The organism is Devosia sp. SD17-2, assembly GCF_029201565.1.
Taxonomy (GTDB): Bacteria; Pseudomonadota; Alphaproteobacteria; order Rhizobiales; family Devosiaceae; genus Devosia.
In genome coordinates, this window is the sequence record NZ_CP104002.1 from 318064 (window position 1) to 342583 (window position 24520).

At 62.0% G+C, this 24520-nt stretch carries 25 protein-coding genes and 1 tRNA gene; 8 read left to right on the forward strand and 18 right to left on the reverse strand.

Annotated features, from left to right (window positions below; genetic code table 11):
- Nucleotides 1-70 precede the first annotated feature (70 nt).
- From rlmH to NYQ88_RS01700, 13 genes are all read right to left on the reverse strand, one after another.
- Nucleotides 71-553: a 23S rRNA (pseudouridine(1915)-N(3))-methyltransferase RlmH gene (rlmH, locus tag NYQ88_RS01640; protein ID WP_275653252.1), complete on the reverse strand. Its 483-nt coding sequence runs from the start codon at nt 551-553 to the stop codon at nt 71-73.
- Nucleotides 554-562: 9 nt separating this feature from the next.
- Entirely contained in the window at nt 563-955 is a 393-nt protein-coding gene (gene rsfS / locus NYQ88_RS01645; RefSeq protein ID WP_275653253.1) for a ribosome silencing factor, read from the reverse strand.
- A gap of 183 nt (nt 956-1138) precedes the next feature.
- Entirely contained in the window at nt 1139-1747 is a 609-nt protein-coding gene (locus NYQ88_RS01650) for a nicotinate-nucleotide adenylyltransferase (RefSeq protein WP_275653254.1), read from the reverse strand.
- A gap of 54 nt (nt 1748-1801) precedes the next feature.
- Nucleotides 1802-3079, reverse strand: a complete 1278-nt coding sequence (locus NYQ88_RS01655; protein ID WP_275653255.1) for a glutamate-5-semialdehyde dehydrogenase — start codon at nt 3077-3079, stop codon at nt 1802-1804.
- Nucleotides 3066-4214, reverse strand: coding sequence for a glutamate 5-kinase (gene proB / locus NYQ88_RS01660; protein ID WP_275653256.1), 1149 nt, complete (start codon nt 4212-4214; stop codon nt 3066-3068). Before proB ends, NYQ88_RS01655 begins: the two co-directional genes overlap by 14 nt.
- Nucleotides 4214-5257, reverse strand: coding sequence for a GTPase ObgE (obgE, locus tag NYQ88_RS01665; protein ID WP_275653257.1), 1044 nt, complete (start codon nt 5255-5257; stop codon nt 4214-4216). The genes proB and obgE overlap by 1 nt, the downstream gene beginning before the upstream one ends.
- Nucleotides 5254-5793 carry a GNAT family N-acetyltransferase gene (locus NYQ88_RS01670; protein ID WP_275653258.1) on the reverse strand — a complete coding sequence of 180 codons (540 nt, stop codon included), beginning with the start codon at nt 5791-5793 and terminating at the stop codon, nt 5254-5256. The genes obgE and NYQ88_RS01670 overlap by 4 nt, the downstream gene beginning before the upstream one ends.
- Complete coding sequence (locus NYQ88_RS01675) at nt 5790-6314, reverse strand: GNAT family N-acetyltransferase (RefSeq protein WP_275653259.1); 525 nt, start codon at nt 6312-6314, stop codon at nt 5790-5792. The genes NYQ88_RS01670 and NYQ88_RS01675 overlap by 4 nt, the downstream gene beginning before the upstream one ends.
- Nucleotides 6305-6829 carry a GNAT family N-acetyltransferase gene (locus NYQ88_RS01680; protein WP_275653260.1) on the reverse strand — a complete coding sequence of 175 codons (525 nt, stop codon included), beginning with the start codon at nt 6827-6829 and terminating at the stop codon, nt 6305-6307. The genes NYQ88_RS01675 and NYQ88_RS01680 overlap by 10 nt, the downstream gene beginning before the upstream one ends.
- A complete protein-coding gene (locus NYQ88_RS01685) occupies nt 6826-7353 on the reverse strand; it encodes a GNAT family N-acetyltransferase (protein ID WP_275653261.1) in 528 nt (175 codons plus the stop codon). Before NYQ88_RS01685 ends, NYQ88_RS01680 begins: the two co-directional genes overlap by 4 nt.
- A gap of 116 nt (nt 7354-7469) precedes the next feature.
- Nucleotides 7470-7736 (reverse strand): 50S ribosomal protein L27, encoded by a 267-nt coding sequence (rpmA, locus tag NYQ88_RS01690; protein WP_275653262.1) that lies wholly within the window; start codon nt 7734-7736, stop codon nt 7470-7472.
- Nucleotides 7737-7748: 12 nt separating this feature from the next.
- A complete protein-coding gene (gene rplU / locus NYQ88_RS01695; RefSeq protein ID WP_275653263.1) occupies nt 7749-8243 on the reverse strand; it encodes a 50S ribosomal protein L21 in 495 nt (164 codons plus the stop codon).
- 235 nt (nt 8244-8478) lie between these two features.
- Nucleotides 8479-9249 (reverse strand): MBL fold metallo-hydrolase, encoded by a 771-nt coding sequence (locus tag NYQ88_RS01700; protein WP_275653264.1) that lies wholly within the window; start codon nt 9247-9249, stop codon nt 8479-8481.
- Nucleotides 9250-9511: 262 nt separating this feature from the next.
- Here NYQ88_RS01700 and NYQ88_RS01705 point away from each other — a divergent pair.
- Both NYQ88_RS01705 and NYQ88_RS01710 read left to right on the forward strand, forming a co-directional pair.
- Nucleotides 9512-9601, forward strand: a tRNA-Ser gene (locus NYQ88_RS01705).
- A gap of 291 nt (nt 9602-9892) precedes the next feature.
- Nucleotides 9893-11398 carry an ABC transporter substrate-binding protein gene (locus NYQ88_RS01710; protein ID WP_275653265.1) on the forward strand — a complete coding sequence of 502 codons (1506 nt, stop codon included), beginning with the start codon at nt 9893-9895 and terminating at the stop codon, nt 11396-11398.
- 140 nt (nt 11399-11538) lie between these two features.
- On the opposite strand, the gene NYQ88_RS01715 is transcribed toward NYQ88_RS01710, so the two are convergent.
- The 3 genes from NYQ88_RS01715 to NYQ88_RS01725 are packed head-to-tail and all read right to left on the reverse strand — an operon-like array spanning nt 11539 to nt 15411.
- Complete coding sequence (locus NYQ88_RS01715; protein ID WP_275653266.1) at nt 11539-13116, reverse strand: FAD-binding oxidoreductase; 1578 nt, start codon at nt 13114-13116, stop codon at nt 11539-11541.
- Nucleotides 13117-13127: 11 nt separating this feature from the next.
- The gene (locus tag NYQ88_RS01720) at nt 13128-14516 is read right to left on the reverse strand and encodes an amidohydrolase family protein (RefSeq protein WP_275653267.1); all 1389 of its coding nucleotides are present in this window, start codon (nt 14514-14516) and stop codon (nt 13128-13130) included.
- A gap of 31 nt (nt 14517-14547) precedes the next feature.
- Complete coding sequence (locus NYQ88_RS01725) at nt 14548-15411, reverse strand: isocitrate lyase/PEP mutase family protein (protein WP_275653268.1); 864 nt, start codon at nt 15409-15411, stop codon at nt 14548-14550.
- Between the two features lie 151 nt (nt 15412-15562).
- Here NYQ88_RS01725 and NYQ88_RS01730 point away from each other — a divergent pair, with 151 nt between their 5' ends.
- From NYQ88_RS01730 to NYQ88_RS01755, 6 genes are all read left to right on the forward strand, one after another.
- Entirely contained in the window at nt 15563-17212 is a 1650-nt protein-coding gene (locus NYQ88_RS01730) for an alpha/beta hydrolase (protein ID WP_275653269.1), read from the forward strand.
- A gap of 20 nt (nt 17213-17232) precedes the next feature.
- Complete coding sequence (locus NYQ88_RS01735; protein WP_275653270.1) at nt 17233-18615, forward strand: AMP-binding protein; 1383 nt, start codon at nt 17233-17235, stop codon at nt 18613-18615.
- A complete protein-coding gene (locus tag NYQ88_RS01740; RefSeq protein WP_275653271.1) occupies nt 18612-19355 on the forward strand; it encodes an enoyl-CoA hydratase-related protein in 744 nt (247 codons plus the stop codon). The genes NYQ88_RS01735 and NYQ88_RS01740 overlap by 4 nt, the downstream gene beginning before the upstream one ends.
- Nucleotides 19356-19377: 22 nt before the next feature.
- Nucleotides 19378-20286, forward strand: a complete 909-nt coding sequence (locus NYQ88_RS01745) for an amidohydrolase family protein (RefSeq protein WP_275653272.1) — start codon at nt 19378-19380, stop codon at nt 20284-20286.
- 97 nt (nt 20287-20383) lie between these two features.
- Nucleotides 20384-21052, forward strand: coding sequence for a GntR family transcriptional regulator (locus tag NYQ88_RS01750; RefSeq protein ID WP_275653273.1), 669 nt, complete (start codon nt 20384-20386; stop codon nt 21050-21052).
- 72 nt (nt 21053-21124) lie between these two features.
- A complete protein-coding gene (locus NYQ88_RS01755; RefSeq protein ID WP_275653274.1) occupies nt 21125-21817 on the forward strand; it encodes an isochorismatase family protein in 693 nt (230 codons plus the stop codon).
- Nucleotides 21818-21893: 76 nt separating this feature from the next.
- Here the strand turns inward: NYQ88_RS01755 and NYQ88_RS01760 are convergent, their stop codons facing one another.
- Both NYQ88_RS01760 and NYQ88_RS01765 read right to left on the reverse strand, forming a co-directional pair.
- Entirely contained in the window at nt 21894-23387 is a 1494-nt protein-coding gene (locus NYQ88_RS01760; protein ID WP_275653275.1) for an aldehyde dehydrogenase family protein, read from the reverse strand.
- A gap of 3 nt (nt 23388-23390) precedes the next feature.
- Nucleotides 23391-24482, reverse strand: a complete 1092-nt coding sequence (locus tag NYQ88_RS01765) for a Zn-dependent alcohol dehydrogenase (protein ID WP_275653276.1) — start codon at nt 24480-24482, stop codon at nt 23391-23393.
- Nucleotides 24483-24520 lie beyond the last annotated feature (38 nt).

Genomic DNA, 24520 nt, shown 5'->3' on the forward strand with positions numbered 1-24520 from the left:
ACCATGTTTGTGCGGAAAGGGCCCGAGCCCAATAGGGCGCAGCTGGGTCTAAACTGTGGCCACTGACGCATTAATCGCCGCGATGATAGGGATGTCCGGAGAGGATGGTGGTTGCCCGATACAATTGCTCAGCCAGCATGATGCGCACCAATTGGTGGGGCCACACCATTGGGGAAAAGCTGAGCACGAGGTCACTGGACCGGGTGAACTCGGGATCGAGGCCGTCCGCGCCACCAATGACAAAACTGGCCGCCGGGCGGCCTTCGTCGCGCCAGCGCAGCAGCAAGGCCGCAAAGGCTTCCGAGCCGATGCCCTTTCCACGCTCATCGAGTGAGACAAGGATGCCGGACGGCAGGGCGCCGCGCAAAGCCTTGGCTTCCTCGATCTTGCGGGCAGGGGCGGAGCCGGCGCGGGATTCGGGCAGTTCGATCGCGTCGAAATGGGTCAGGGCGAGAGGTTTGCCGCTGGCTGTGGCACGGTCAAGATAACGGGCCACGAGCTCTCGCTCGGGCCCGGATTTCATCCGCCCTATGGCAGCAAGGGTGATGCGCATCGCCTGACGTCAGTGCGCGTCGGCCGTAAAGTCAGCCTGCCACATCTTCTCGATGTTGTAGAACTCGCGCACCTCAGGGCGGAAGATGTGGACGATGACATCGCCGGCATCCACCAGAACCCAATCGCAGTGCGGCAGACCCTCGACGCGTGGCTTGCCGTGCCCATTGTCGCGCAGCGCCCGGATGATCTGGTCCGCGACCGCGCCGACATGGCGCTGCGAGCGGCCCGAGGTCACGACCATATGATCGGCCAGCGAGGACTTCCCGCTGAGGTCGACGGCTATGGTCTCTTCGGCCTTGGCATCTTCGAGAATGTCGAGGATGAGATCGATGAGGGGCTTGTTGGAAGTGGCGGCAGGGGCCGCGGCGGAAGACACATTATTTTCTGGCAGCACGGTCATCACAAATGGCCTTCTGCCCATGCACTTGCATGAGTCATGCGCAGAGTAAGCATCCTTGGTTGTTTTTCGAAATATTGCGGTTCCCGGGCAAACGGCAAGCTATTGGTTCCGTTCCGGAGACAGCGATCTTGCCCCAATATGCGCTTTCCAGCGGATTTTCGCAAGGTCAGGCACGAAAATGGCCTAGGCCGTCTGTTTCCCGGCCCGAATGGCGCTTGAAGACAGGCTCGACTGGCGCCCGCGCAGGAACACCCAGGCGGGGGGTGAGCGGTCCGCGAGCGTGTTTGCGGCCTCTTCGTCGATGCGGTTTTTTGCCAGAACCGCGGCCGCCCTTGAGGCCAGGGCGCGGCTTGATGCACGCGGCCGGACATAGACCGCAATGGGCATGGTTTCGGCGATTTCGCGCCAGCGCGACCAGCGGTGAAAGTCCGCCAGACTATCGGCGCCCATTATCCAGACGAAGTTTCGGTCAGCCAATGTATCGGCGAGATGGCGCAGGGTTTCGTAGGTATAGGTAAAGCCGTGCGCGGCCTCAAAGCCCGTCACCTTGATCCGTGGGTTGGCGATTTTATCCCGCGCCGCCTGCACACGTTCGGCGAGCGGGCTGAGCTCGTTATGGTTCTTGAGCGGATTGCCGGGCGTGACCAGCACCCAGAGCGCATCGAGGCCGAGCCGCCGCAGCGTCTCCTCCATCACCAGCACATGCCCGTCATGGATGGGATTGAAGCTGCCGCCAAAAAGGCCAATGCGCATGCCGGGAGCCGACGGCGGTAATTCCGTGATCCCGGTCATTGGTGCTTTCGGGCGACGCCGTTTCAGCATTGGCGCGTCAGGCAGAGGCGCGCGTCACGGGCGCAATTGCCCCGTGCCGTGAACGCGATATTTGAAACTCGTCAGCTGCTCGACGCCAACCGGGCCGCGCGCATGCATCTTGCCCGTGGCAATGCCGATCTCGCCGCCGAAGCCGAACTCACCGCCATCGGCAAACTGGGTCGAGGCATTGTGCACGAGAATGGCGCTGTCGATCTCGTTGAAGAATTTTTCGACGGCAGCCGCATCCTCGGCGATGATCGCCTCGGTGTGGTGGCTCGAATAATGCTCGATATGGGCAATCGCCGCTTCGACGCTGTCGACCACCTTCACCGAAATGATGGCGTCCTCATATTCGGTCTTCCAGTCTTCCTCGGTCGCGGGGACCGCGACGGGCAGCAGGGAGAGGACGGTGGCGTCACCGCGGATTTCGCAACCCTTGGCCGCAAGGGCCTCAACGATGGGCGCCAGATGGGTCGCGACCACATCCTTGTGGACAAGCAGGGTCTCGGCGGCGCCGCAAATGCCGGTGCGCCGCATCTTGGCGTTGAGCGTGATCGAGACGGCCTTGTCGAGATCGGCCGAGCGGTCGACATAGACATGCACTAGGCCCTCGAGATGGGCAAAGACCGGTACCCGCGCCTCGGACTGGACACGCGCCACCAGCGACTTGCCGCCGCGGGGCACGATGACGTCGATATTTCCCGAAAGCCCGCGCAGCATTTCGCCGACGGCTTCGCGATCCGTGGTCGGGACCAGCTGTACCCCATCCTCGGGCAGGCCGGCCTGCTTGAGACCCAGCCGCAGGCAGTCCACCAGTGCACGCGACGAGTGCAGGCTGTCGCTGCCGCCGCGCAGGATGACGGCATTACCCGACTTGAGGCAAAGCGCACCGGCATCGGCCGTCACATTGGGTCGGCTCTCATAGATCACGCCGATGACCCCGAGCGGCGTCCGCACGCGCTCGATGTGCAGCCCATTGGGCCGGTCCCATTCAGCAATGATGCTGCCGACAGGATCAGGCAGCTCGGCAATGGCGCGCAGCGCGTCGGCAATTCCGTCGAGCCGCGCTTCGGTCAGCAGCAGCCGGTCCTGGAAGGCCGCGGTCATGCCCTTGGTCTTGGCATTGGCCATGTCGATGGCGTTGGCAGCCAGAATCTCCTGGCGCCTTTCGCGCACGGTAAAGGCTGCCCCGATAAGGGCAGCATGCTTGCGCTCGGCATTGGCGGTCGCCAGCGCGCTGGCAGATTTTCGCGCGCGGCTTCCGAGATCGTCCATAATCCCGGAAATATCGATGGCTTCAGCCAAGCTCATGGCTCGCCTCCTCCTTGGCGCCGATCAGCACCAGATTATCGCGGTGCACCATTTCGGTGCGGTTTCCTACGCCGATCAGATCACCGATGAAATCGCTGCGCTTGCCCATGACGAGGCGCGCATCGTCGCTGTCGAGACCAACCAGACCCCGAGCGATCTCGCGCCCTTCGGGATCGGTGATGCCAACAGTATCGCCGCGCTCGAATTCGCCGGTGATCCTGGTGACACCGATGGGCAGTAGCGAGCGGCCCTGCATGAGGGCGCGAACCGCGCCAGCATCAAGCTGGAGCGTGCCGGCAACGGCCAGTGTCCCCATGATCCAGCGTTTTCGCGATTGGGCGCGGGTGGTGGAGGGCTGGAACAGGGTGTGGGTCCCGGCCTCGATCAGCGCGCGCAGCGGATGGGCTTCCGTGCCCTTGGCGATGATCATGGCGGTCCCGGCCTGGGTGGCGATCTTGCCGGCCTCGACCTTGGTGGTCATGCCGCCGCGCGAGAGATGGCTCGCTGCCCCGCCGGCCATGGCTTCGATGGCGGGGGTGATGCGCTCCACCACTGGAATATGGCTTGCGGTCGGGTCTTTGGCGGGAGGCGCTGTGTAGAGCCCGTCGATATCGGAGAGCAGCACGAGGCAGTCCGCCTCGATCATCGTCGCGACGCGCGCCGACAGGCGGTCATTGTCGCCATAGCGGATCTCCGCCGTCGCGACGCTGTCATTTTCGTTGATGATCGGAATGGCGCCCAGGCCCAGAAGCGTCGCGATCGTCGTGCGCGCATTGAGAAAATAGCGCCGCTCTTCGGTGATGTTGGGCGTGATCAGGATCTGGCCGGTGACAATGTTCTGTCGGCCCAGAGCATCGGCCCAGGCCTGAGACAGGGCAATCTGCCCGGCGCTGGCGGCAGCCTGAGACTGCTCCAGCGTCAGGGCAACGGCTGAAAGGCCCAATATGCTGCGGCCAAGAGCGATGGCGCCGGACGAGACAATAACGATGTCCCGCCCGCCTTCCTTGAGGACGGCAATATCCTCGGCAAGACCATCAAGCCAGTCCTTGCGCAGCTTGCCGGTCTTGTCGACCAGAAGTGCGGAGCCGATCTTGATGGTGATGCGCCGGTATGGCGCCAGCGCATTGGCACGCATCAGGGGGTCCATTTTTCCTGGATCTTGTTCGTCTGGGCCTTGGCTTCCTCGGCCTTTCCGGCGTCGATCACGGCCAGGACATCGAACAGTATCTGCTGGACGCCTTCGCCGGTAGCGCCCGAAATAGCGCGCACTTCGGCCTTGCTCACCTTCTTGATCGCCTTGATCTTGGCCTCGACCTCCTCGGGATCGAGCGCGTCGATCTTGTTCAGCACGACGATTTCGGGCTTTTCCGCAAGCACATCGGCATAGGCTGCCAGTTCATGGCGGATCGCCTTGTAGTTGTGGGCGACGTCTTCGTCGGTGCCGTCGATCAGATGGATCAGCACGCCACAACGCTCGATATGGCCAAGGAAGCGGTCGCCGATCCCGATGCCCTCGCTGGCGCCTTCGATAAGGCCCGGAATATCGGCCAGAACGAATTCGCGATCGCCCGCCCGGACGACGCCGAGATTGGGTGCCAGCGTGGTGAAGGGATAGTCGGCAATCTTGGGCTTGGCCGCCGAGACAGCTGCGAGAAAGGTTGATTTACCGGCATTGGGATGGCCGACAAGGCCGGCGTCGGCGATCAACTTGAGCCGCAGCCAGATGCCCTTTTCCACGCCTTCCTGCCCGGGGTTGGCATGGCGGGGGGACTGGTTCGAGCTGGTCTTGAAATAGGCGTTGCCGAAGCCGCCATTACCGCCCCTGAGCAGCACGACGCGCTGACCGACTTCGGTGAAGTCAGCGATCAGCGTTTCCTGGTCTTCTTCGAAAATCTGGGTGCCTACCGGCACGCGCAGCACAGCGTCGACGCCATTCGCGCCGGTGCGGTTCTTGCCCATGCCGTGAATACCGACCTCGGCACGAAAGTGCTGCTGGTAGCGATAGTCGATAAGCGTGTTCAGTCCGTCCACGCATTCGGCCACAACGTCACCGCCCCGACCGCCATCGCCGCCATCCGGGCCGCCGAATTCGATGAATTTTTCACGGCGAAAGCTGACAGAGCCACCACCGCCTGCACCGGATCGAATATAGACCTTGGCCTGATCGAGAAATTTCATGTGCGTCGAGCCTTCCAGACGCCGAGCGTCAATTTTGTGTCGATATGCTCTACCTCGGCGCCGCGCGCAAGGCAGAGAAGCCAGGATCGGCTGGTTTCGGTAAAGCCAAGCTTGCCCTGGATCGCCAGGGAAGCGGCGTTAAAATGAAATGCGCCCGAATAGATCGCCGGTGCTTCACTCGTTTGGAAGAACCAGTCGACGCATAATTGGGCGGCCTGGCTCATCAGGCCCTGGCCCCAGAACGGGCGGCCGAGCCAGTAGCCAATGACCGGCCCTCGGGCACCGGGATGAAAGCCGATATGGCCCACATAGCCTGATCCTTCAAGCTCTATGGAGAAATTGGCGTCATCCGGTGTTGTATCTGGCCGGCGCGACCGTAGCCAGGCTTTTGCATCGGCAAGATGGTAAGGGAATGGCACGCGCGCCAGATTGCCCGACACGCCATAGTCGTTGAGATAGCGCGCGAGGGGGATCGCATCGTCATCCCTGGGTGCGCGCAGCAGGATGTTCCTGCCTTCCAGTACGGGCAGGATCATTTCCGCCACTCCAGGATGAGCAACGGCTTGCCGCGATGCCGCTCGACGATGCTTTGCGTGCGCTCGATGATGACAAAGCCGATCTTTTCGAGCACGCGCGCCGATGCAGGGTTATGCTCAAGCACCCGCGCCCTTATTGTTGAGATCCCGGCTTCGCCCGCCGCTCTGACGAGTGCCCCCGCAGCTTCCGCCCCAAAACCTTTTCGCCATTGCGGCTCTGCCAGCCAGTAGCCGAGCTCCACCGGGACGCCCTCAGCGAAATAGAGGCCGGCAATGCCGATCAGTTCATCGCTGTCACCCAGCGCAATGGCATAGGGCCGCTGCTGGCGGCGTGCAGCGCCCTTGGCAATGAAGGCGCGGCCATGCTCTTCGAGATAAGGGAAGGGCAGGGAAGCCGTGGGCTCCATGACGTTCCAATTGTTGGCTCCGGTGACGAGCGCCGCGAGGTCGCTTGCGACGGGCGTCCGCAAGCGCAGCCGTGGTGTCTCGATCACTTCGGGCAAGGCAGTCTTCAGGCACATTGACGGGGATCTCCGGCTGTCCAGTGCACACGCTCCAGCTTGCTGACAATATGGTCCACATTGTGCTGCATGGCATGAGAGAAACGGTACTGGCGCGTCACCTGCCGGAAGCCGAGCTGGGCGGTCAGCCGCAGGGACGCCCGGTTGTCGTGCTGGGCGCTGGCAATGATCTCCGTGCCGCCCTGAGCGAAATGCCAGTCGACGAGGGTCTGCACCGCTTCCCGGCCGTAGCCGCGGCCCCAATGCGGCCGTGCGATCCAGAACCCCATTTCATCAAACAGCGACACGCTGCCGATAACCCCGCGCTGGGGGTGCTCGACGATAAAGAAGGCCTGTCCCGGGCGCGGTGTCGTGGTCTGGCGCAGCCATTCGATCGCCATCCCCAGCGTATAAGGCCAGGGCAGGGCGGTCAGCCATCGCGCGACGGCATATTCGCCGATGCCGAGGGCATAGCAGGGAGCGTCCTCGGGCCGGGCGGGGCGCAGCAGCAGACGGGCGGTCCTGAGCTCGGTCATCTTGATAAATCCAGCCGGAGGAACGTTGCCGGTGCGCCGGCATTGGGGCCAATGGTTTCCGGCCCCTGGCTGGTTTCGATAAAGCCGAGTTTGCCAAGGACATTGAGCGAACGCGCGTTCTCACTGAGCGCGCGGCTGCGCAGACCGGTCATGCCGGCCGCTCGCGCGGCCGCGATCACCGCTCGGGCGGCCTCCGTGGCATAGCCGTGGCCCCAAAAGTCCTCGCCCAGCCAATAGCCCAGCTCAGGCAGGTCATCGTCGGAAAAGGTGAGGCCCACGACGCCGATCAAGCCGCCATCCAGCATCAGGCCGTAGCACTGCTCGGCGTCGGTGGGCACGATCTCTTCAACGAAGAAGCGGGCGTCCTCTTCCGAATAGGGGAAGGGGAGCCGCGCCATCCATTTGTGGATGTTCCGGTTATTGCAATGCCGTGCGATCGCCGGGATGTCCGCTGCGGTCGGAGTGGCCAGGACCAGTCGGTCCGTCACAATGCGGGCGGGCAGGCGAAGCGCGGTGGTGGTCATGGCAAAACTCCGGAACGGAAAAAGGGGAACCGGTGGACCGGTTCCCCTTTCTCGCAATTCGGTTGTGCCAAACGCTGCCGGGGAACAAGGTCACCGGCGGGTTGTGGCCTGCCGGGTTACTCGGCGGCCTCTGCCGGGACGACAGACACGTGAACTTTATTGTTCGCACGGGTGCGGAACGCAACATTGCCGTCGATCAGGGCATAGATCGTGTGATCCTTGCCGAGGCCGACGTTGTTGCCGACAGCCCACTTGGTGCCGCGCTGACGGATGATGATGTTGCCGGCGATGACAGCTTCGCCACCGAACTTCTTCACGCCAAGACGACGGCCAGCGGTATCACGACCGTTGCGGGATGAACCGCCTGCTTTTTTATGTGCCATCTCTAGGGCTCCTTATTCCTGATCGGCCTTCGGAGCTGCCTTCTTGGCAGCGGCCTTCTTTGCCGGCTTTTCAGCAGCGGCTTCGTCGGTAGCGGCCTTCTTGGCAGCAGGCTTCTTAGCAGCAGCCTTCTTGGCCGGAGCTTCTTCGGTCACAGCAGCCGGAGCTTCTGCCTTGGCGGCAGCAGCGATCGTCGGCTTTGCGCCGCCGGTCAGGATCTCGGTGATGCGAACGGTGGTCAGCTGCTGGCGGTGACCGTTGCGGCGACGCGAATTGTGGCGGCGGCGCTTCTTGAAGATGATGACGGTCTTCTGCTTCTTGGTCTCAACCAGTTCAGCAGCGACCAGAGCGCCTTCCACCAGCGGTGCGCCGATGATGTCGCCGACCATGAGGACTTCGTCAAAGGTGACGATGTCGCCGGCCTGGGCGTCGAGCTTCTCAATCTTGATGACGTCGTTCGCAGCAACCTTGTACTGCTTACCGCCCGTCTTGATGACAGCGAAAGTCATATGAACACCGGATGGTTCAAACACCCGGTCCCTTTTCTGTCGCGCCCTGTGGCACCGCGGCTTGCCTGCCTGTTGCGGTTTTCTCGGATGGGCCAAATGGCCGGCAGCCTCGAGCAGCGTTTTCAAACAAAACCAGTGCGTCGGACGAGCCGGCACACATGGATCGGGCGCTTATCGGGAAAACCAGCCCGAGAGTCAAGGTCTTTCGGGCTGTTGAGGGTGGTTACGACGGGGCTTAGCCCTGCCCGTTCGGATACCAGTTCCGCAGGCGGACCTCGGTATGGTCGCCGATGCCGGCTTCGAGCCCGCTGAGATCGCTCTCGCCGTAGTGATAGGGATAGAGAATTTTCGGCTTGAAGCTGTTGGTGGCCTCGATGGCCTGCTCGGGTGTCATGGTGAAGGGCAGGTTCATCGGCAGGAAGGCGACGGCGATATCGGTCAGCGCCAGCATGTCCTCGGTCGGCTCTGTGTCGCCCGCGACATAGAATTTGCTGTCGTCGAAATTCAGCACATAGCCGTTGCCAATGTTGACCGGGTGATAACGCATCCGGTCCTCGGTGATATTGTGTGCGGCAATGGCCTTAACCGGCACGCCGTCGATTTCACCCTCATCGCCATTGGCCATGGCGGTGGCATTTGCCTTAAGGGCGGCGGGCAGTTTCTCGAAGACATCAGCATTGGTGACAAGCGGTACAGAGGCGCCGATGGCCTCAAGCGTGGGCACATCGAAATGGTCGCCATGGCCGTGGGTAATTAGGATTGCCGTCGGCGCGGGCAGGGCGGCGTAGCGGCCTGGCCCACCCACGGGGTCTATATAGAGGACCTTGTCGCCCCATTGGAGCACCAGGCTCGCGTGATCCACGGGATGAATGATGACATCCCCTGCGCTCGTCGAAATCGTGTCGGCCACGCCCGTCTCCTGTGCCTGCGCCAGCCCGGCGCGGCTGATGGAGAGTACAATAGGCAAGCCGGCGAGACCGGCAACAATTGTGCGTCTGGTAACCACAACAAATCTCCCGTTTTGCGTGCAGAGGAGGCACTCTAGCCCAAGCACGTGCCGTGGCACGACGCCGCACGCAATTGTGACGGCGGATAAGCAGCATGGTTCGACGGGGTTCCCTGCATGGCAAACGCGCGAAATTGGTGCCCCTCGATTTTTCCTGTGTGGAGCTGTGACAAGAGGTGTTGCAGGACCCGCTTTGCTATGTAATAAGCGCCGCCGTATCGACCAGCCGCGATCCCTTCCTCGGGTTCGCTTTCGATCTCGCGGAGAGATGGCAGAGCGGTTGAATGCACCGCACTCGAAATGCGGCATAGGGGCAACTCTATCGGGGGTTCGAATCCCTCTCTCTCCGCCACTTCTCCCCTATCTTTCATGGCAGGTTATTCTGGTGCCAAAGCCAGGATATGTGTTGGGACGTGTCCGTCGGGACTTGTCTTCCATCTCAGTTTTGCGGGCATCGGGTTATGATATGCCTGATGCGCCAGGCAGCCGTGCGCGCCCAGAAACATGCGAAATCTCGCATTTTCGTCAACTGTTGACAGTTACCAGTTTAGTTGCATACTGCCTTTGACGTGCTCTGAGAGGGGTGCCGTGTCTGCGAGGAGCAGACGGGCCAGCCGTGCACGAAACAAAGGGAATTTCGTAAATGACACATTTTGGGCGAATCCAAGGCCTGGCTGCCGCTGCATTGTTTGGCGCCTCGTCACTGCTGGCGCTGACGGTTGCAGCGACGGCTGCTCCGGAAGAACTCACCATCGCACTCTCGGGTGACATGCCGACGCTCGATCCGAGCAAGGACACCTCCCCGATCGGTCTGAACCTGCGTCTGAACGTGTTCAACGCCCTGACCGAAATCGGCAGGAACGGCGAAGTCATTCCGCAGATGGCTGAAAGCTGGACCGTCAGCGAAGACCTCGTCGAATGGACCTTCAAGCTTCACGAAGGCATCAAGTTCCACGACGGCTCGCTGATGACTTCCGACGACGTTGTCTTCACCACCGAGAAGGTGCTGGCTGACGACACCTCGCCGGTGCGTTCGTTCCTGCGTCTCGTCAAGACCGTCGAGGCCGTGGACGCGAACACCGTCAAGTTCTCGCTGACACAGCCTTATGCGATGTTTGATCGCCAGATTAAGTATCTGTACGTCATGTCGCGCGCCTATTACGACAAGGTTGGCGATACCGGCTATGCGACCGCCCCGATCGGCACCGGCCCTTACCGCCTCGCCGAGTGGGTCAAGGATGACCGCATGGTTCTGGAAGCCTTCCCGGACTATTTCGGCGGCGAGCCGGCCGTCAAGAAGGGCATTTTCCGTCCAATCCCGTCCGATGCAGCCCGCGCGAACGCCGTGCTGTCGGGTGAGATCGACCTCGTTCCGAGCATTGCGCCATCGCTGATGGACATGGTTGGTGGTAACCCGGATGTGCGCGTTGCCATTGCACCGGGCTACCGCGTCACCTTCCTCGAAATGAATCCGGATCTGGCACCCTTCGACAATGCAAAGATCCGTCAGGCTGTGGACGTCGCAATCGATCGTCAGGCGATCGCCGAGCGTCTGATGCGCGGCACCGGCAAGGCAACCGGCAGCCTCATCCCGAGCTCCAATGGCGGCTTTGACGCCTCGCTCGAGCCGACGGCCTATGATCCGGCCCTCGCCAAGCAGCTGGTTCAGGAATCCGGCTATGATGGCACGCCCATCCCGCTGGACTACCCGAACAACAACTACCCGATGGCCAATGAAGTGGCGCAGGCCATTGCCGGCTACCTGACCGAGGCCGGTCTGAAGGTCCAGCTCAACCCGATGGAATTCACGGCGTTCTTCCCCGCCTGGGTCCAGAACAAGATGAGCCCGATCTACTACTTCGCCTACGGCTCGTCGCAGTTCCACGCCGAGAACATCCTCGCGACCGTGTTCGAATCCGGTGGCCATATCCGCCGCATCAATCCGGAGATCGACGTTCTGGTGAAGGCCCAGCGTGAAGAGCTCGACCAGGACAAGAAGAACGAAATGATCTCCCAGATCTGGGAGATCGCTGCCGAAGAGCGCCAGTTTATCCCGCTGTACGAAATGCAGCAGGTCTATGCGGTCAAGGCCGACATCGACTACACGCCGTTCCCGGATGAGGTCGTTCGCCTCTACACCTTCGAGTAGTTCTGCTCGCAGCTGCGTACGAATGGGCTGGCCTTGCGCCAGCCCATTTTTATTTCCGTGGCTTGCGCACTGAGCAGGTGGGGAAGTCGTTCAGATACAAAAAAGCCCGGCTGAGCCGGGCTTTTTGATTTTGGCTGACCCTACTGGTAGAGGGTAAAGAGATTGCCGGGGCTCATGATGCCGGCCGGGTCGAACTCTTTTTTGAGCGTTTCGTAGAGAGCGCGCACCGCAGGCGTACGGGTCTCCATGAAGGGGTATTTGCGGCCGATCTGCATATGCACGCCGCCCAGCTCGCGCCATTCGGCAAGAATGTCCTTGGTCAGCACTTTGAGGCGCTCGCGCGATTTCGGATTGTCGGGGCGCTTGCGCAGGGCTGCCTTCTGGGCGTCGCTCATAAAGCTCAGGTGCAGCGGCAGGGGCGCGTCTGACCAGCGGATGAGAGTTTCCACACCCACGCCGGACGGGCCGTGTGTCGACAGCAGGTAGCCATGGGAAATGCCATGGGCCTTGAGGTCTTCCGCATCGCGCTGGAAAATGGCCTCGGTGCGATTGAAGCACTCGCCGCCGAGCGAATTGGGCACGACCGTGTGCAGCCAGGCCATGCGCTTGCCGGAGGGCGTCAGCAGGCCAGACATGGGCGGGAAGGGCATGTTGCGCATGACGCGCGGAATGGAGGCGGGGATTTCCCGCCCACCTGCATCGCGTGCGATGGCGCGGACACGCCGGGCGCGCCGATTGGCGTCGTGCTGGTCGCCGCCTTCGACGACCGTATTCATCAGGTAGCCGATCTTCTTGGCAAAGCGGCGGCCATGCAGCGCGATCAGGCCCGCATCGCGGACGCCGGCGGTGAGGCTGGAGGCGCCCTTGACCACTTCGAGAGCGATCTTGATATCGGCGATCAGGCCTTCGCTGGCCATGCGGGACTGGGCTGAGAATGGGTCCATGCCCTGGCATTCGGTCGCCAGCATTTCGGCGCCGATCTGGCCCATGGCGCCCATCTGGGCTGCCGGATCATCGAAGGAGAAGCTGACATAGGCCTCGCCTTTGGAGGCCGGGATGAGCTGCAGCGTAATCTCGGTCTTGACGCCGAAGGCGCCGCAATCACCGAGGAACATGCCGGTGATGTCGGGGCCGTAATTGCGGAAGAAGGGGCCAGTGTTCTCGCCACCTGCCGATCCTGTGACAACCACCTCGCCGGTGCCCGTCACAACCCGCAGGCCAATCACTGTTTCCGCGGAGCTGCCGCGCGAGGCCGAGCCAAAGAATTTTGCGCCTTGCGACACCGAGGCGCCGACAGTGGCGTGGCGGCCGGAGAACGTGCCCCAGAAGGGTGTCGTCAGTCCCAGTGGCCGGAGCGCATCGCGCAGGGCGGACCAAGTGACGCCGGGCTGCACTGTGACATAGCGGTCTGTCGCGTTGAGCTCGATGATGGCATCGAGCCCCGACATGTCGATGAGCGCGCATCCCGGCCGGTTCGGCAGATAACCCGAGCTGTAGGAGAGCCCCCCGCCCCTGACATAGAGACCGACGCCGAAACCCTGCGCGGCACTGACCAGCTGCATGACGTCATTCTCGTCGCGGGGACGGAAGACGGCTTCGGGTGTGTTCGGGGCATTATAGAAGACGTCGGTGGCGTATAGCGCGAGGTCCTCTGTGATGGCCGGGATGTCCGATACGCTTGAGATCAAGCGTGCCAGTGCGTCAGATGTGGTGCTCACGGGCAGTATTCCTAGGCGTTGAGGCTACGGCGCAGGTAGCGCCCATGTCCGGCTGTGGTCTCGACCATCTGGCCGTTGCGGTAGACTTCAACACCGCGAACGAGCGTGTTGGTGACGCGCCCAGTGAATTCGCGTCCTTCGTAGATGCTGTATCCAGCGTTGCTCTTCACGTCGTCCTTCTGCAACGTGTAGGTCGCGTCGAGGTCTACCAGCACGATGTCGGCGTCAAAGCCGGGCGACAGGGCGCCCTTGCGACCCCAGAGGCCCATGGCCTTGGCCGGCTTTTCGCTGACCAGCGAGACGATACGTTTGATGGAGACGCCACGGCGGTGGTGTCCCTCGGTCAGCATGACGGGCAGGATGGTTTCGACACCCGGGCAGCCGGGCGAGGCCTTCCAGACGCCGCCGTCCTTGCCGGCAATGCTGCGGTGGACGTGATCGGATGCGATCGTGTCGATTGCGCCGGATTCGATACCGCGCCAGAGAGCGTCGCAATCGGCCGCTTCGCGCAGCGGTGGGTTGATCTTGCCGACCGTGCCGCCTTCCCAGGTGATGTCGTGGGTCAGGTAGTGCGGGCAGGTTTCGATGGTGATGTCGACACCCTCATTGCGCGCGGCAATGGCCGCATCGAGGGCTTCGCCCGACGAGGTGTGCACCATGTAGATCGGCGCGCCGGCTGCACGTGCGAGACGGGCCGACCGCTGGATGGCGTCTGCTTCCACAAACGGTGGGCGCGATTCGTTCCAGGACGCGAGGCCATTGGTGCCCTCCGGGTCCTTGGCCATGACCTGATCGCGCAGAAAATGGACGACTTCGATGTTTTCCGGATGCGGGCAGACGAGGCCACCGTGCGCGGCGCAGGCCTGGGCAAGGCGGAAGAGGAACGCGTCATCGATATCGGGCAGGCCGAGGCGTTGGCCCTCGCCGCCACGATTGTTCATGAAAATCTTGAAGCTGGGGACGCCATAATCGGCGATATAGGCCGGGATCTGCGCCAGCTGCTCTTCGGTGGAAATGATCAGGTGGTAGCCGAAATCGATGTGGCTGCCCGCTTCCGTGACCGTCCGGATTTCGTCGAAGATCTCCGAATGTTCCTTGGCCGAAAGAATGTAGGGGATGATGGTCGTCACCCCGCCGCTGGCGGCGGCAGAGGTTTCGCTCGCAGCGTCTGCGGCTTCGCGCGGGAACGAGATGTCGTTGCCATGCCCGAGATGCACGTGGACGTCGAGCGCGCCCGGCAGCACGAGACGGCCGGTGGCATCGAGGCGATCGCGCGCCTCGGCATCGCCGCCGGGCTGAAGGATTGCGGCCACGCGACCATCGCTCACGGCGATGTCGAGCAGGGCGGGAGGCTGGCCAGGCAAGGCGACCATGCCGCCATGAATAATCAAATCATACATGTGTCTCTCCTTAACTGGCCACTGCCTGCGCTTAGGTGTAGCGCTTTTCCATTGCGTCAAAATCGCCCTTGCGGACAGCGTTCTGGCGCATTTCAAAGCTCGCGAGCTGGCCCTTTACGGTTTCCAGCGATCCGGTCTTGAGCAGTTCGCCCAGCACATTGTGCACGGACAGGAGTGCAGCCTGCAGCGCGGCATTGGCGTAGAGCCCCGCGCCGAAGCCGAATTCCTTCAGCTTGGCCTGATCCATTGGCGGGGTCTTGCCGCCGAAGACGTAGTTGAAGATCTGCGGGACGGCGAGTTCGCGGGCAACGCGCGCGATGTCCTCGAGGTTTTCAGGGGCCTCGACAAAGGTCACGTCGGCGCCTGCCTCGATATAGCGATGGGCGCGCTCGAGCGCGTCCTCGATGCCATTGACGGCGATCGCATCGGTGCGGGCGATGATCTGGAAGTCGCCGTCCTGACGGGAGTCAGCGGCGGCCTTGATCTTCTGGACCATTTCATCGGTCGGGATAACGGCCTTGCCGGAGAAGTGGCCGCATTTCTTGGGGAAGTTCTGGTCTTCGAGCTGGATGCCTGCAGCGCCGGCGCGCTCATAGGTGCGCACGGTCCGGTAGGTGTTGACCGGGTTTCCGAAGCCTGTGTCGCCGTCGACGAGGAGGGGGATGTTTACAGTATCAGCGATGACCGCGATATGCTGGGCCATCTCCGACATGGTGATGAGGCCCACGTCCGGCACGCCGAGATACATATTGGTAACGCCGGCACCGGTAATATAAGCGCATTCATAACCCAACTCTTGGATTACGTTGGCGAAAAGCGCATTTGGCGCTCCCGGCATCAGCACGGCTTCTCGGCGAGCCAATATGCTTTTAAGCCGTGTCGCTGGTTTGGTCACGCTTGTCTCCTTGCGTCCGCACGACGCGCCATTCCCACAACGGCGCACCATCTTAGATATGACTAGACACAATCTCTGACGTATGTTGTAAACTGTCAACAGTTGATGACGCATGACGTCCTTTCTGGGGCGATTGCCGGAGGAATAGCGCATGACTGTGTCAGGGATGCACACGCAGCCACCAGCATCTGCCGCCTTGCGAGGTTTCGTGACGGTCGATGGCTGTCGGCTCCATTATATCCGCCAAGGGCAGGGTCCGGCGGTTGTCATGCTGCATGCCAGCCCCTGTTCTGCAAAGGTCATGTCGGACCTGCAGGCGCGTTGGGGTGCAGAATTCACCACGATCGCCTTTGATCTTCCGGGATTTGGTCTGTCGCAGTCGCCAGATGGGGTGATTACGATCCCTGTGCTCGCCGAAATGATCGTTGGCGGTATGCGCGCCCTCGGGATCGAGCAGGCTGCTCTTTATGGCCGGCATACCGGCGCCAGCGTCTGCCTCGATATAGCGCTGAACCATCCCGGGATGGTTTCGATGCTGCTGACCGATGGTCTCCCGATCTTTGCCGCGCCCTATACCGAAGAGCGTCTCGCCCAATATCTGCCGCCGATCGAGTCGCGCTGGGATGGCGGGCATCTGACCTGGGCCTATTTCCGCTACCGGGAACAGCACATGTTCTGGCCGTGGGATTATTCGGTGATTGCGCACCGCGCCGATGCTGATCTCCCGGATGTACAGTTCCTGCATCGCGGTGCGGTGGAGCTGCTCGAAGCCGCAGAAACCTACGCGCAGACCTATCAGGCTGCCTTCCGCTACGAAACCTTGCCGCTGGTCGACAAGGTTGAGGTGCCGGTGTTCTGGGGCAATCGCCCCGGAGACAGCCAGTTCAAGACCATTCCGCGCTATCCTGCCGGCGCGCCCATCCATGTCGTGGACCGGGATCCCGAAATTGCGCTGGAGGAAGAGCTTGCGTTGCTCCGCCTCCATCCTGCAGTCGGCGACGTCCCGCAGTTCCAGTCCGGTTTTGCAGCGTCGAGCCTGCCGATGCGGCTTGAGGACTATATTGAGACGCGCCACGGATGTGTGCGTGCCATTGGCATTGGCCTGCAGCACGGCGGCGTCCCGCTGATTTACCTGCACGACCTTCCCGGTGGCATTGATCTGCACCTCGAGGAGATCGAACTTCTGGCGCAAAATCGCCCTGTGCTCGCGTTCGAGCTGGCCGGAAACGGCGAGTCTTATGTGTCGAGCGCGCCGGGCAATGCGCTGTGGCTGGATCAGATCGATGATGTGATTGCCCAGCTCGGGTGGGCAAGGGTCGAGCTCTTTGCGCATGGAACCTCCGCGGGTCTGGCGCTCGACTACGCCCTCAAGCATCCAGCCAATGTCGCCGGGGTCATCCTGCGCTCTCCGCCGATCCTGAGTGCTGAGGAGCGTGCGTTGTTCCGCACAGGCTATGCTCCTGACATCACCCCGAGTGAGGATGGCGGTTATCTCCTGCGGCTCTGGCACCATTTGCGCGATCAGGAATTGTGGTACCCGCATTTCCGCAGGGATCATGCGTCCCGCCGTACTACCCCGCCGCGGATTGATCCGGCATGGCTCACGCGTCGGGCAGTGACCCTCCTCAAACAGCCTGAGCACTATGCGCCGATCTGGCAGGCTGTATTCGACCAGGACGTTGCTGCGGCGCTCGGCGCGGTCACGGTCCCCGTGCATGTGATCGTTGATCCAAGCGACATTTTTGCTGGCACCTCAGCCAGCCATGCCAGCGGGTCTACGCCCGCGGCGATTTCGGAATAGAACTTTCATCGGAGAATATCATGACCATCGATGCCTCTAACTACACATTGCCGGATATCCAGCGGCAGCCTTTGGAGGCCGTCCGCGCGCTGCAGAACAATCTGCTGCGCCATATGGTCGAGATTTGCTACGAGCATCACCCCTTCTATTCCAAGCAGATGCGCGATCTGGGGCTGACTCCGGCGGACATTCAGACTGTCGATGATCTGGTCAAGCTTCCCCCGTCCTCAAAGACCGACTTCCTCGCCGATCCCGAAGCGTTCCGCCTGCGTCCCGAGGGTCTGCCGGCCGCCGAGGCGACCCTGTGGAAGATCATCTACACCACCGGCACCACCACCGGCCGTCCGGCACCGATTTTCGTGACCAACCACGATCACTTTGCCTATCAGGATCTGTTCCGCACGCGCCAGGATCTGATTGGCCTCAAGAATACCGATTTGATCGCCAATCTCTTCCCGCAGACCTCCTTCCCGATGGGCGCCTATTCGCGCGGTCCGGATGAGGCGGCAGCAGTGGGTGCGGCGATGCTGATCGCCAATACCGGTCGCGTCGACCACTATTACCCGGTCAACCGCAGCACCGACGACGCTGTCGAAGCCATTGCGCGCCACAAGGCGACCGTGATCTGGGGTGTTGCCGGCTTTGTCCGTCGCGTGCTGCTGCGCGCTGCCGAACTCGGCGCCGATTTCACTAATGTCCGCATGGTCATGACGACGGGCGAGGCTGCTTCGCCCGCTATGCGTGAAGACCTCCGTCTGCGCATGCGCAATCTCAACTGCGCCGACACCCAGATCGTCAACCGCTACGGTTCGACCGAGCAGGGCGGCACGATGATCGAGTGCTGTGACGGTTCGGGCTTCCACAGTTCGCTTCCCGACCAGATTTTCCACGAAATCGTGGATCCCGAAACCGGCGCGCGCCTGGCTGACGGTGAAGAGGGCATGCTGGCCATCACTCACCTCAACCGTCGTGGCACCGTCTTCCTGCGCTACAAGGTTGGCGACATGGGCGCGCTCGACCACACCGCCTGCCCGCACTGCGGTCGCACCACGGTTCGCCTGTCGTCCAAGCCCGTTCGGACCGGCGACATCATCAAGATCAAGGGTGCGCTGGTCAACCTGGGCAACCTCAAGGCTGAACTCGACAAGATCGAGCAGCTGGAAGAGTACCAGATCGTGGTGACCTCCGAATCCGAGACCGATCCGTTCTCGCCCGACGTGCTCCTCGTCCGGCTCGCGCCGGTGGCCGGTGCTGCCGAAGAGATCGGCGGCGACATCGCCAATCTCGTGACCAAGCTGACCAATCTGCGACCGCGGATCGAACTGGCAAAGCGCGACGAGATTTTTGATCCGGTGACGATGGCCAAGCCACGCCGTATTCTCGACCGCCGTCAGGGTCGATGAGCGGACCAAGCGAAGCCCTGCTGCTGACGCGGCAGGGCGCCGTCGCCACAATCACCCTCAATCATCCCGAGCGCGCCAACGCGCTCGACCCCAGCGAGTTTCACGCTCTGGCCACCCTGCTGACCTCGGTCGGGGCGGATCCGGATGTCCAGGCCATCGTTTTGACGGGGCAGGGAGAGCGGGCCTTCTGTGCCGGTCTCAATCTCGCTGACCGGGAGGCGATCCGGGCCGATATAGCTTCATCAGGGCCGACAGGGCTTGGGGCGTTTCTGCGCGCTGCCTTTGGGCTTAACGTGCCGCTGATCGCGCGTCTCAATGGCTCCTGCGTTGCCGGAGGCATGGGTCTTCTCGGAGCATGCGACTACGCGATTTCGGTTTCCACGGCGCGCTACGGTCTGCCTGAAATTCACCATGGCATGATCCCCCATGTGGCGCTCGCAGGCCTGCGTGGGCGCGCTCGGGAAGAATTTCTCGAACAATGCGCTCGTAGTGGCGATCTTTTCGACGCCCAAACGGCGGTGACCGCCGGGCTGATCGACCAGGTTTGCGAGCGCGAAGAACTCGACGCTGCAGTCGAGCGGTTTTTGGCCGGTGTTCTCGCCGGGGCCAAGCCGGTTCGGATGCAGCGACGCCTCGCGGCTGACATGGTTGGCGCACAGGAGCGGTTTGCAGCAGCGGATGCTGCCGCACGCTCGAGCGCTAAATCGTCGACAGTCGACAGTTTTGATGATATTTCTTAGCTTCGGCTTATAGGAGGCCACTTTGGCAGATACATACCAGTTTGACCCCAGCACCACCAAAGACGGCTATGGGGCCATCGACATCGTGGTCAATTTCTACACCCCGCAGGTGATCGCTGAAAAGCGCGTGCCGACGGACGAGAATTTCCGCGACCAGGTGCGCATGGCGGACGACCATCGCCGCGGCCTGACGCCCGAGCAATACATCGAAAAGATGGATCGTGCCGGTATCGAGCGCTCGCTGCTGATCGCTGCGCGCTGTGGTGACCGCCGTATGAGCACGTCCACCGAGATCCCATACGAATACATCCATGAGGCTGTGCAGAAGTATCCGCACCGCTACTCGGGCGTTGCCGGCATCAACCCGCTGCTGGGCATTTCCGGCCTCAAGGAGCTCGACTACGCCGTCAAGGAACTGGGCTTTGTGGGTGCGCATCTTTATCCGCACTGGTTCGGCCAGGCTCCGGATGCCGCGATCTACTACCCTTACTATGCGCGCTGCGCTGAGCTCGGTATTCCGATCATGATGCAGGTGGGTCACTGCCTCGTCTATCGCGACGACAATCGCCTTGCGACCGTTGCCAAGCCGATGATGCTCGATCGCATCGCCATCGATTTCCCTGAACTGACCATCATCGGCATTCACCTGGGCTATCCGTGGACCGAAGAAATGATCTCGGTCGCGACCAAGCACAAGAATGTCTACATGGCCGGTGACGCCTATGCGCCCAAGCATTGGGGTGCCTCGGCTGTCCACTTCGCCAATACCTTTGGACAGGATAAGTTCCTGTTCGGAACAGATTGGTGGGTGATTGATCCGGAACGTGCAGTCAAGGAAGTGGACGACCTTAATTTCCGTCCGCATTCCAAGCGGAAGGTTATGCGTGACAACGCCTTGAAGGTGTTCAAACTTCCGGGCGATGTCGCCTGACGCCTTTCTTTGTACTTGGTGACGCCATAGATTGTAGTAAACAGTCTGCGCAGAAATGGCGTTGCGGGTGAAATGCGCCGCCATCGGGGGAGCAAGTATGAGTACGATACAACCGATTGTAGGTGCCTCGCTGAGTTCAGAGGCACTGGACATGGTGGTTGCCGCGATCACGTCGGGCGAGTTCCTTCCTGGAGCTCGCCTGTCCGAGGCCGAGCTGGCTCGCCGGCTCGGTATCAGCCGTGGTCCCCTGCGTGAGGCCCTCGGGCGTCTCGAGGGGCGTCTGGTCACCCGGACGCCCCGTATCGGCGTGCGCGTCATCGAGCTCTCAAAGCAGAACATCATCGATCTCTTCTATGCTCGCGAGGCATTGGAAGGCATGGGTGCACGTCTTGCCTGCGAGCGCCTGACGGACAGCGAAATCGCGAACTTGCGGGATTTGTTGAACACCGATCGGGCCCAGCCGGAAGTTGCTGCAGGCGAGGCTTATTCGCCACGTTCGCTCGACGACGACTTCCATCTCTCGATCATCAAGGCCGCTCAGTCTGAACAGATCGAGCGGCTGCTGATGGACCAGATCTACTATCAGCTGCGCATTCACCGTCGCAAATCCAGCACGCTTCCAGGGCGCGCGCGGGCGGCTCTGATCGAACATGAGAGCATCGTCATGGCGCTCGAAGCGCGCGATCCTGATCAGGCCGAGAAGGCAATGCGCACGCATTTGCGCAATGCACGCCTCAGCGCAATGGCTGCCTTCACTGAGGCCTGATAACTGTTGACAGTTCACACTTTTGGCACTTGAATCGGGTCAGTCATTAGCCGCGATTTCATGGAGTCAGCAGTGAGCGAAAATATCTGGGACGGGGTCATTCCACAGGAAGAAGTCGACGCCTATGAGGCTGCCGGCTTCGGGCGCGCGAGTGGCGTGGGCAGCAAGCCCGCGCTTCTCATCATCGACGTGCAGTATCGCACCGTCGGCACCGAGCCAAAGCCCTTCTGGGAATCGATCAAGGAATTCCCGACCTCTTGTGGCGAAACCGGCTGGCAGGCCGTCGCCCAGATCGAGAAGCTGGTTGCCCAGTTCCGCGAAAAGGGCTGGCCGATCATCTACCCCTATGTTGCGCCGAAGGAAAACTTCGACACTGGCCGCCTTGCCGCCAAGGTGCCTGCCCTGATGGGCGTGGCCGCCAAGGGCTACGAGTTCGTGCCACCCGTTGCGCCGCAGCCGGGCGATATTCTGCTGCCCAAGCGTCATCCGAGCGCCTTCTTCGGCACGCCGCTGGTCAGCTATCTGGTTGAGCGCGGCATCGACACGCTGGTGGTCACCGGCTGCACGACCAGCGGTTGCGTGCGTGGCAGCGTCGTGGATGGCTTTGCCTATAACTACCGCGTTCTCGTGCCTCATGATGCTGTCTACGACCGTTCGCAGACGTCGCACCAGGTCAATCTCTTCGACATGAACGCCAAGTATGCAGACGTCATGTCGACCGACGAAGCCGTCGCGACTCTCTCCAAGGTCGACGCTGCCTCGTAAGGCTTTCTATCCAAGTCACAAAAAGGCCCGCCAGAGCGATCTGCCGGGCCTTTTTAGTTCCGGGGTTCAGGGACGCTTAGAGCGGCGCTGCAACCGACTTGGTTTCGAGATAGGCGTTGAACATCTCCTCGCCCTTCTCGCGACCCCAGCCGGACTGACGGAACCCGCCGAAGGGCAGGGCGCTGTCGCCGACAAAGTGCCGGTTGATGCCAACCGTGCCGGCGCGGACGCGGGCCGCCATCTTATGGGCCAGGGAGAAGTCCTTGGTGAAGATGCTGGCGGCAAGACCATAAACGCTGGAATTGGCCTCTGCTGCGATGGCGTCGAGATCGTCATCGGTGAAGCGCAGAGCCGAGAGCACCGGGCCGAACACTTCTTCGCGCACAATGGCCGAGTCCGGCGTCAGATTTGCCAGGATGGTCGGCTGGTAGAAATAGCCGTCGCCCTCGATCGCAGCAGCACCGGTCACAACGGAAGCGCCGTCACGAACAGCACGCTCGGTCATGCCGGCGACGCGATCGCGGTGGGCGGCGGTGATCAGCGGACCCATATTGGTCGCTGGATCAAGGCCATAGCCGACGTTGAGCTTGCCGGCGGCTTCAGCGACGCCTTCCAGAACGCGGTCAAACGCCTTTTCGTGGACGTAGAGGCGCGAGCCGGCGGTGCAGATCTGGCCGGCGCCGGAGAAAATGCCGGCAGCGATGGCAGGGATTGCCGCCGAGAGGTCGGCGTCCGGGAAGACGATGACCGGGCTCTTACCGCCCAGCTCAAGGGTCACGCGCTTGAAGTTGGACTGCGCTGCGGCAACGGCAATGGCGCGGCCGACGCCGGTCGAGCCGGTGAAGGCGATCTTGTCGACATCCTGGTGCGACGAAAGGGCGCTGCCCACTTCGGCGCCGCCGAGCACGACGTTGAACACGCCTTCCGGGATGCCGGCTTCGAGAGCCAGTTCCGCCAGGTAGATCGCCGTCAGCGGCGTCTGCTCAGCCGGCTTCAGCACGATGGTGCAGCCGGTCGCAAGCGCCGGAGCCAGCTTCCAGGCCGCCATCATCAGCGGGCCATTCCAGGGAACGATCTGGGCCACCACGCCCACCGGGTCGCGAAGCGTATAGGCGTGCCATTCGCCCGGAGCGGACACTGGAATGGTACGGCCCAGCAGCTTGGTCGGCCACCCGGCTGCATAGCGCAGGAGGTCGACCGAGGTGCCGATATGGCCCAGCTTGGCGGCGCCGATTGGCAGGCCGGCATTGAGCGATTCCAGCTCGGCGAGGACCTGGGTGTGTTTTTCGATCAGATCGGCGAACTTCCACATCACGCGAGAACGCATGTTGGGCTTCATGTCCCGCCACGCGCCCTTGGTGAATGCAGCGCGCGCTGCGCTGACGGCGCTGTCCACATCGGCGCTGGTACCGGTTGGAACCTGCGTCAGCTGGCTGCCGCGACCCGGATCCATGACGCTGGATTGCGCGGCGCCAGCGGGGACGACGATCTTGCCGTTGATGAAGTGGCCGAGCTGGCGCGCCAGAAAGGCGCGCGTTGCCGGCTGCAACTCAGGGAATTGTGCAGTCATGAACTAAACCCCGGAGTGAAAGTCGATGATCTGGCGCACCGGAGTGCCGCCATAGAGGTTCTTGAAGCCCTCATTGACCTGTTCGAGCTCGATCCGGTCGCTGATCAGGTGGTCGAGCTTCAGGCGGCCCTGCTTGTAGAAGTTGAGCAGGTTCGGGATGTCGACGCGGAACTGGTTCGAACCCATGGACGAACCCTGGATCTTGCGGTCCTTGATGAAGAGCGAACCTTCAAATTCCAGCTTGGTGCCGGGCTTGAACATGCCGAGCAGCGTCGCTGTACCGCCCATGCGCAGCATGCGGAAGGCCTGGTCAGCAGTGACCTGAAGGCCAAGCGCCTCGAACGAATAGTTGACGCCGCCCTTGGTCAGTTCCATGACCAGCTCGACCGGATCGACATCAGTGGCGTTGATCACGTCGGTGGCGCCGAGCTGCTTGGCGACTTCAAGCTTGCTGTCGAGGCGGTCGATCGCAATGATGCGACCCGCACCGGCCAGCTGGGCACCGGAGATGACGGACAGGCCAACGCCGCCGCAACCGATGACGGCCACGGTCGAGCCGGGCTTGACCTTGGCGGCGTGGATGACGGCGCCGACACCGGTCAGCACGCCGCAGCCGACGAGGGCGGCGCGGTCCAGCGGAACGTCGCGGTCGATCTTCACCACGGCATTTTCGTGCACCAGCATCTGCTCTGCGAAAGCCGACAGATTGGACGACTGGTGAATCACCTGGCCGTTGAGGGACATGCGACGGGCGACGCCAGCGGGCAGTTTGGGTGTGTCAGATTCGCACAGGCTGGGGTGGCCGGTGACGCACTGCGGGCATGTGCCGCAGAAGACCGAGAGACAGCCCACGACGTGATCGCCGGGCTTTACGTGGGTCACATCCTCGCCAACGGCCTCAACGACACCGGAGGCTTCGTGGCCGGGAATATAAGGCATGGGATGGGGATAGGTGCCATCCGAGAAGTGCAGGTCGGAGTGGCAAATGCCAGCGTAAGCGGTGCGAATGAGCACTTCGCGGCTCTTGGGTTTCTCGATCGTGACGTTCTCGATCGTCAGCGGCTCGCCCGCTTTCCAAACGACTGCTGCTTTCATGTCCTGTCCTTTTTCTGTAGACCGTCGCCCTGAGAGAA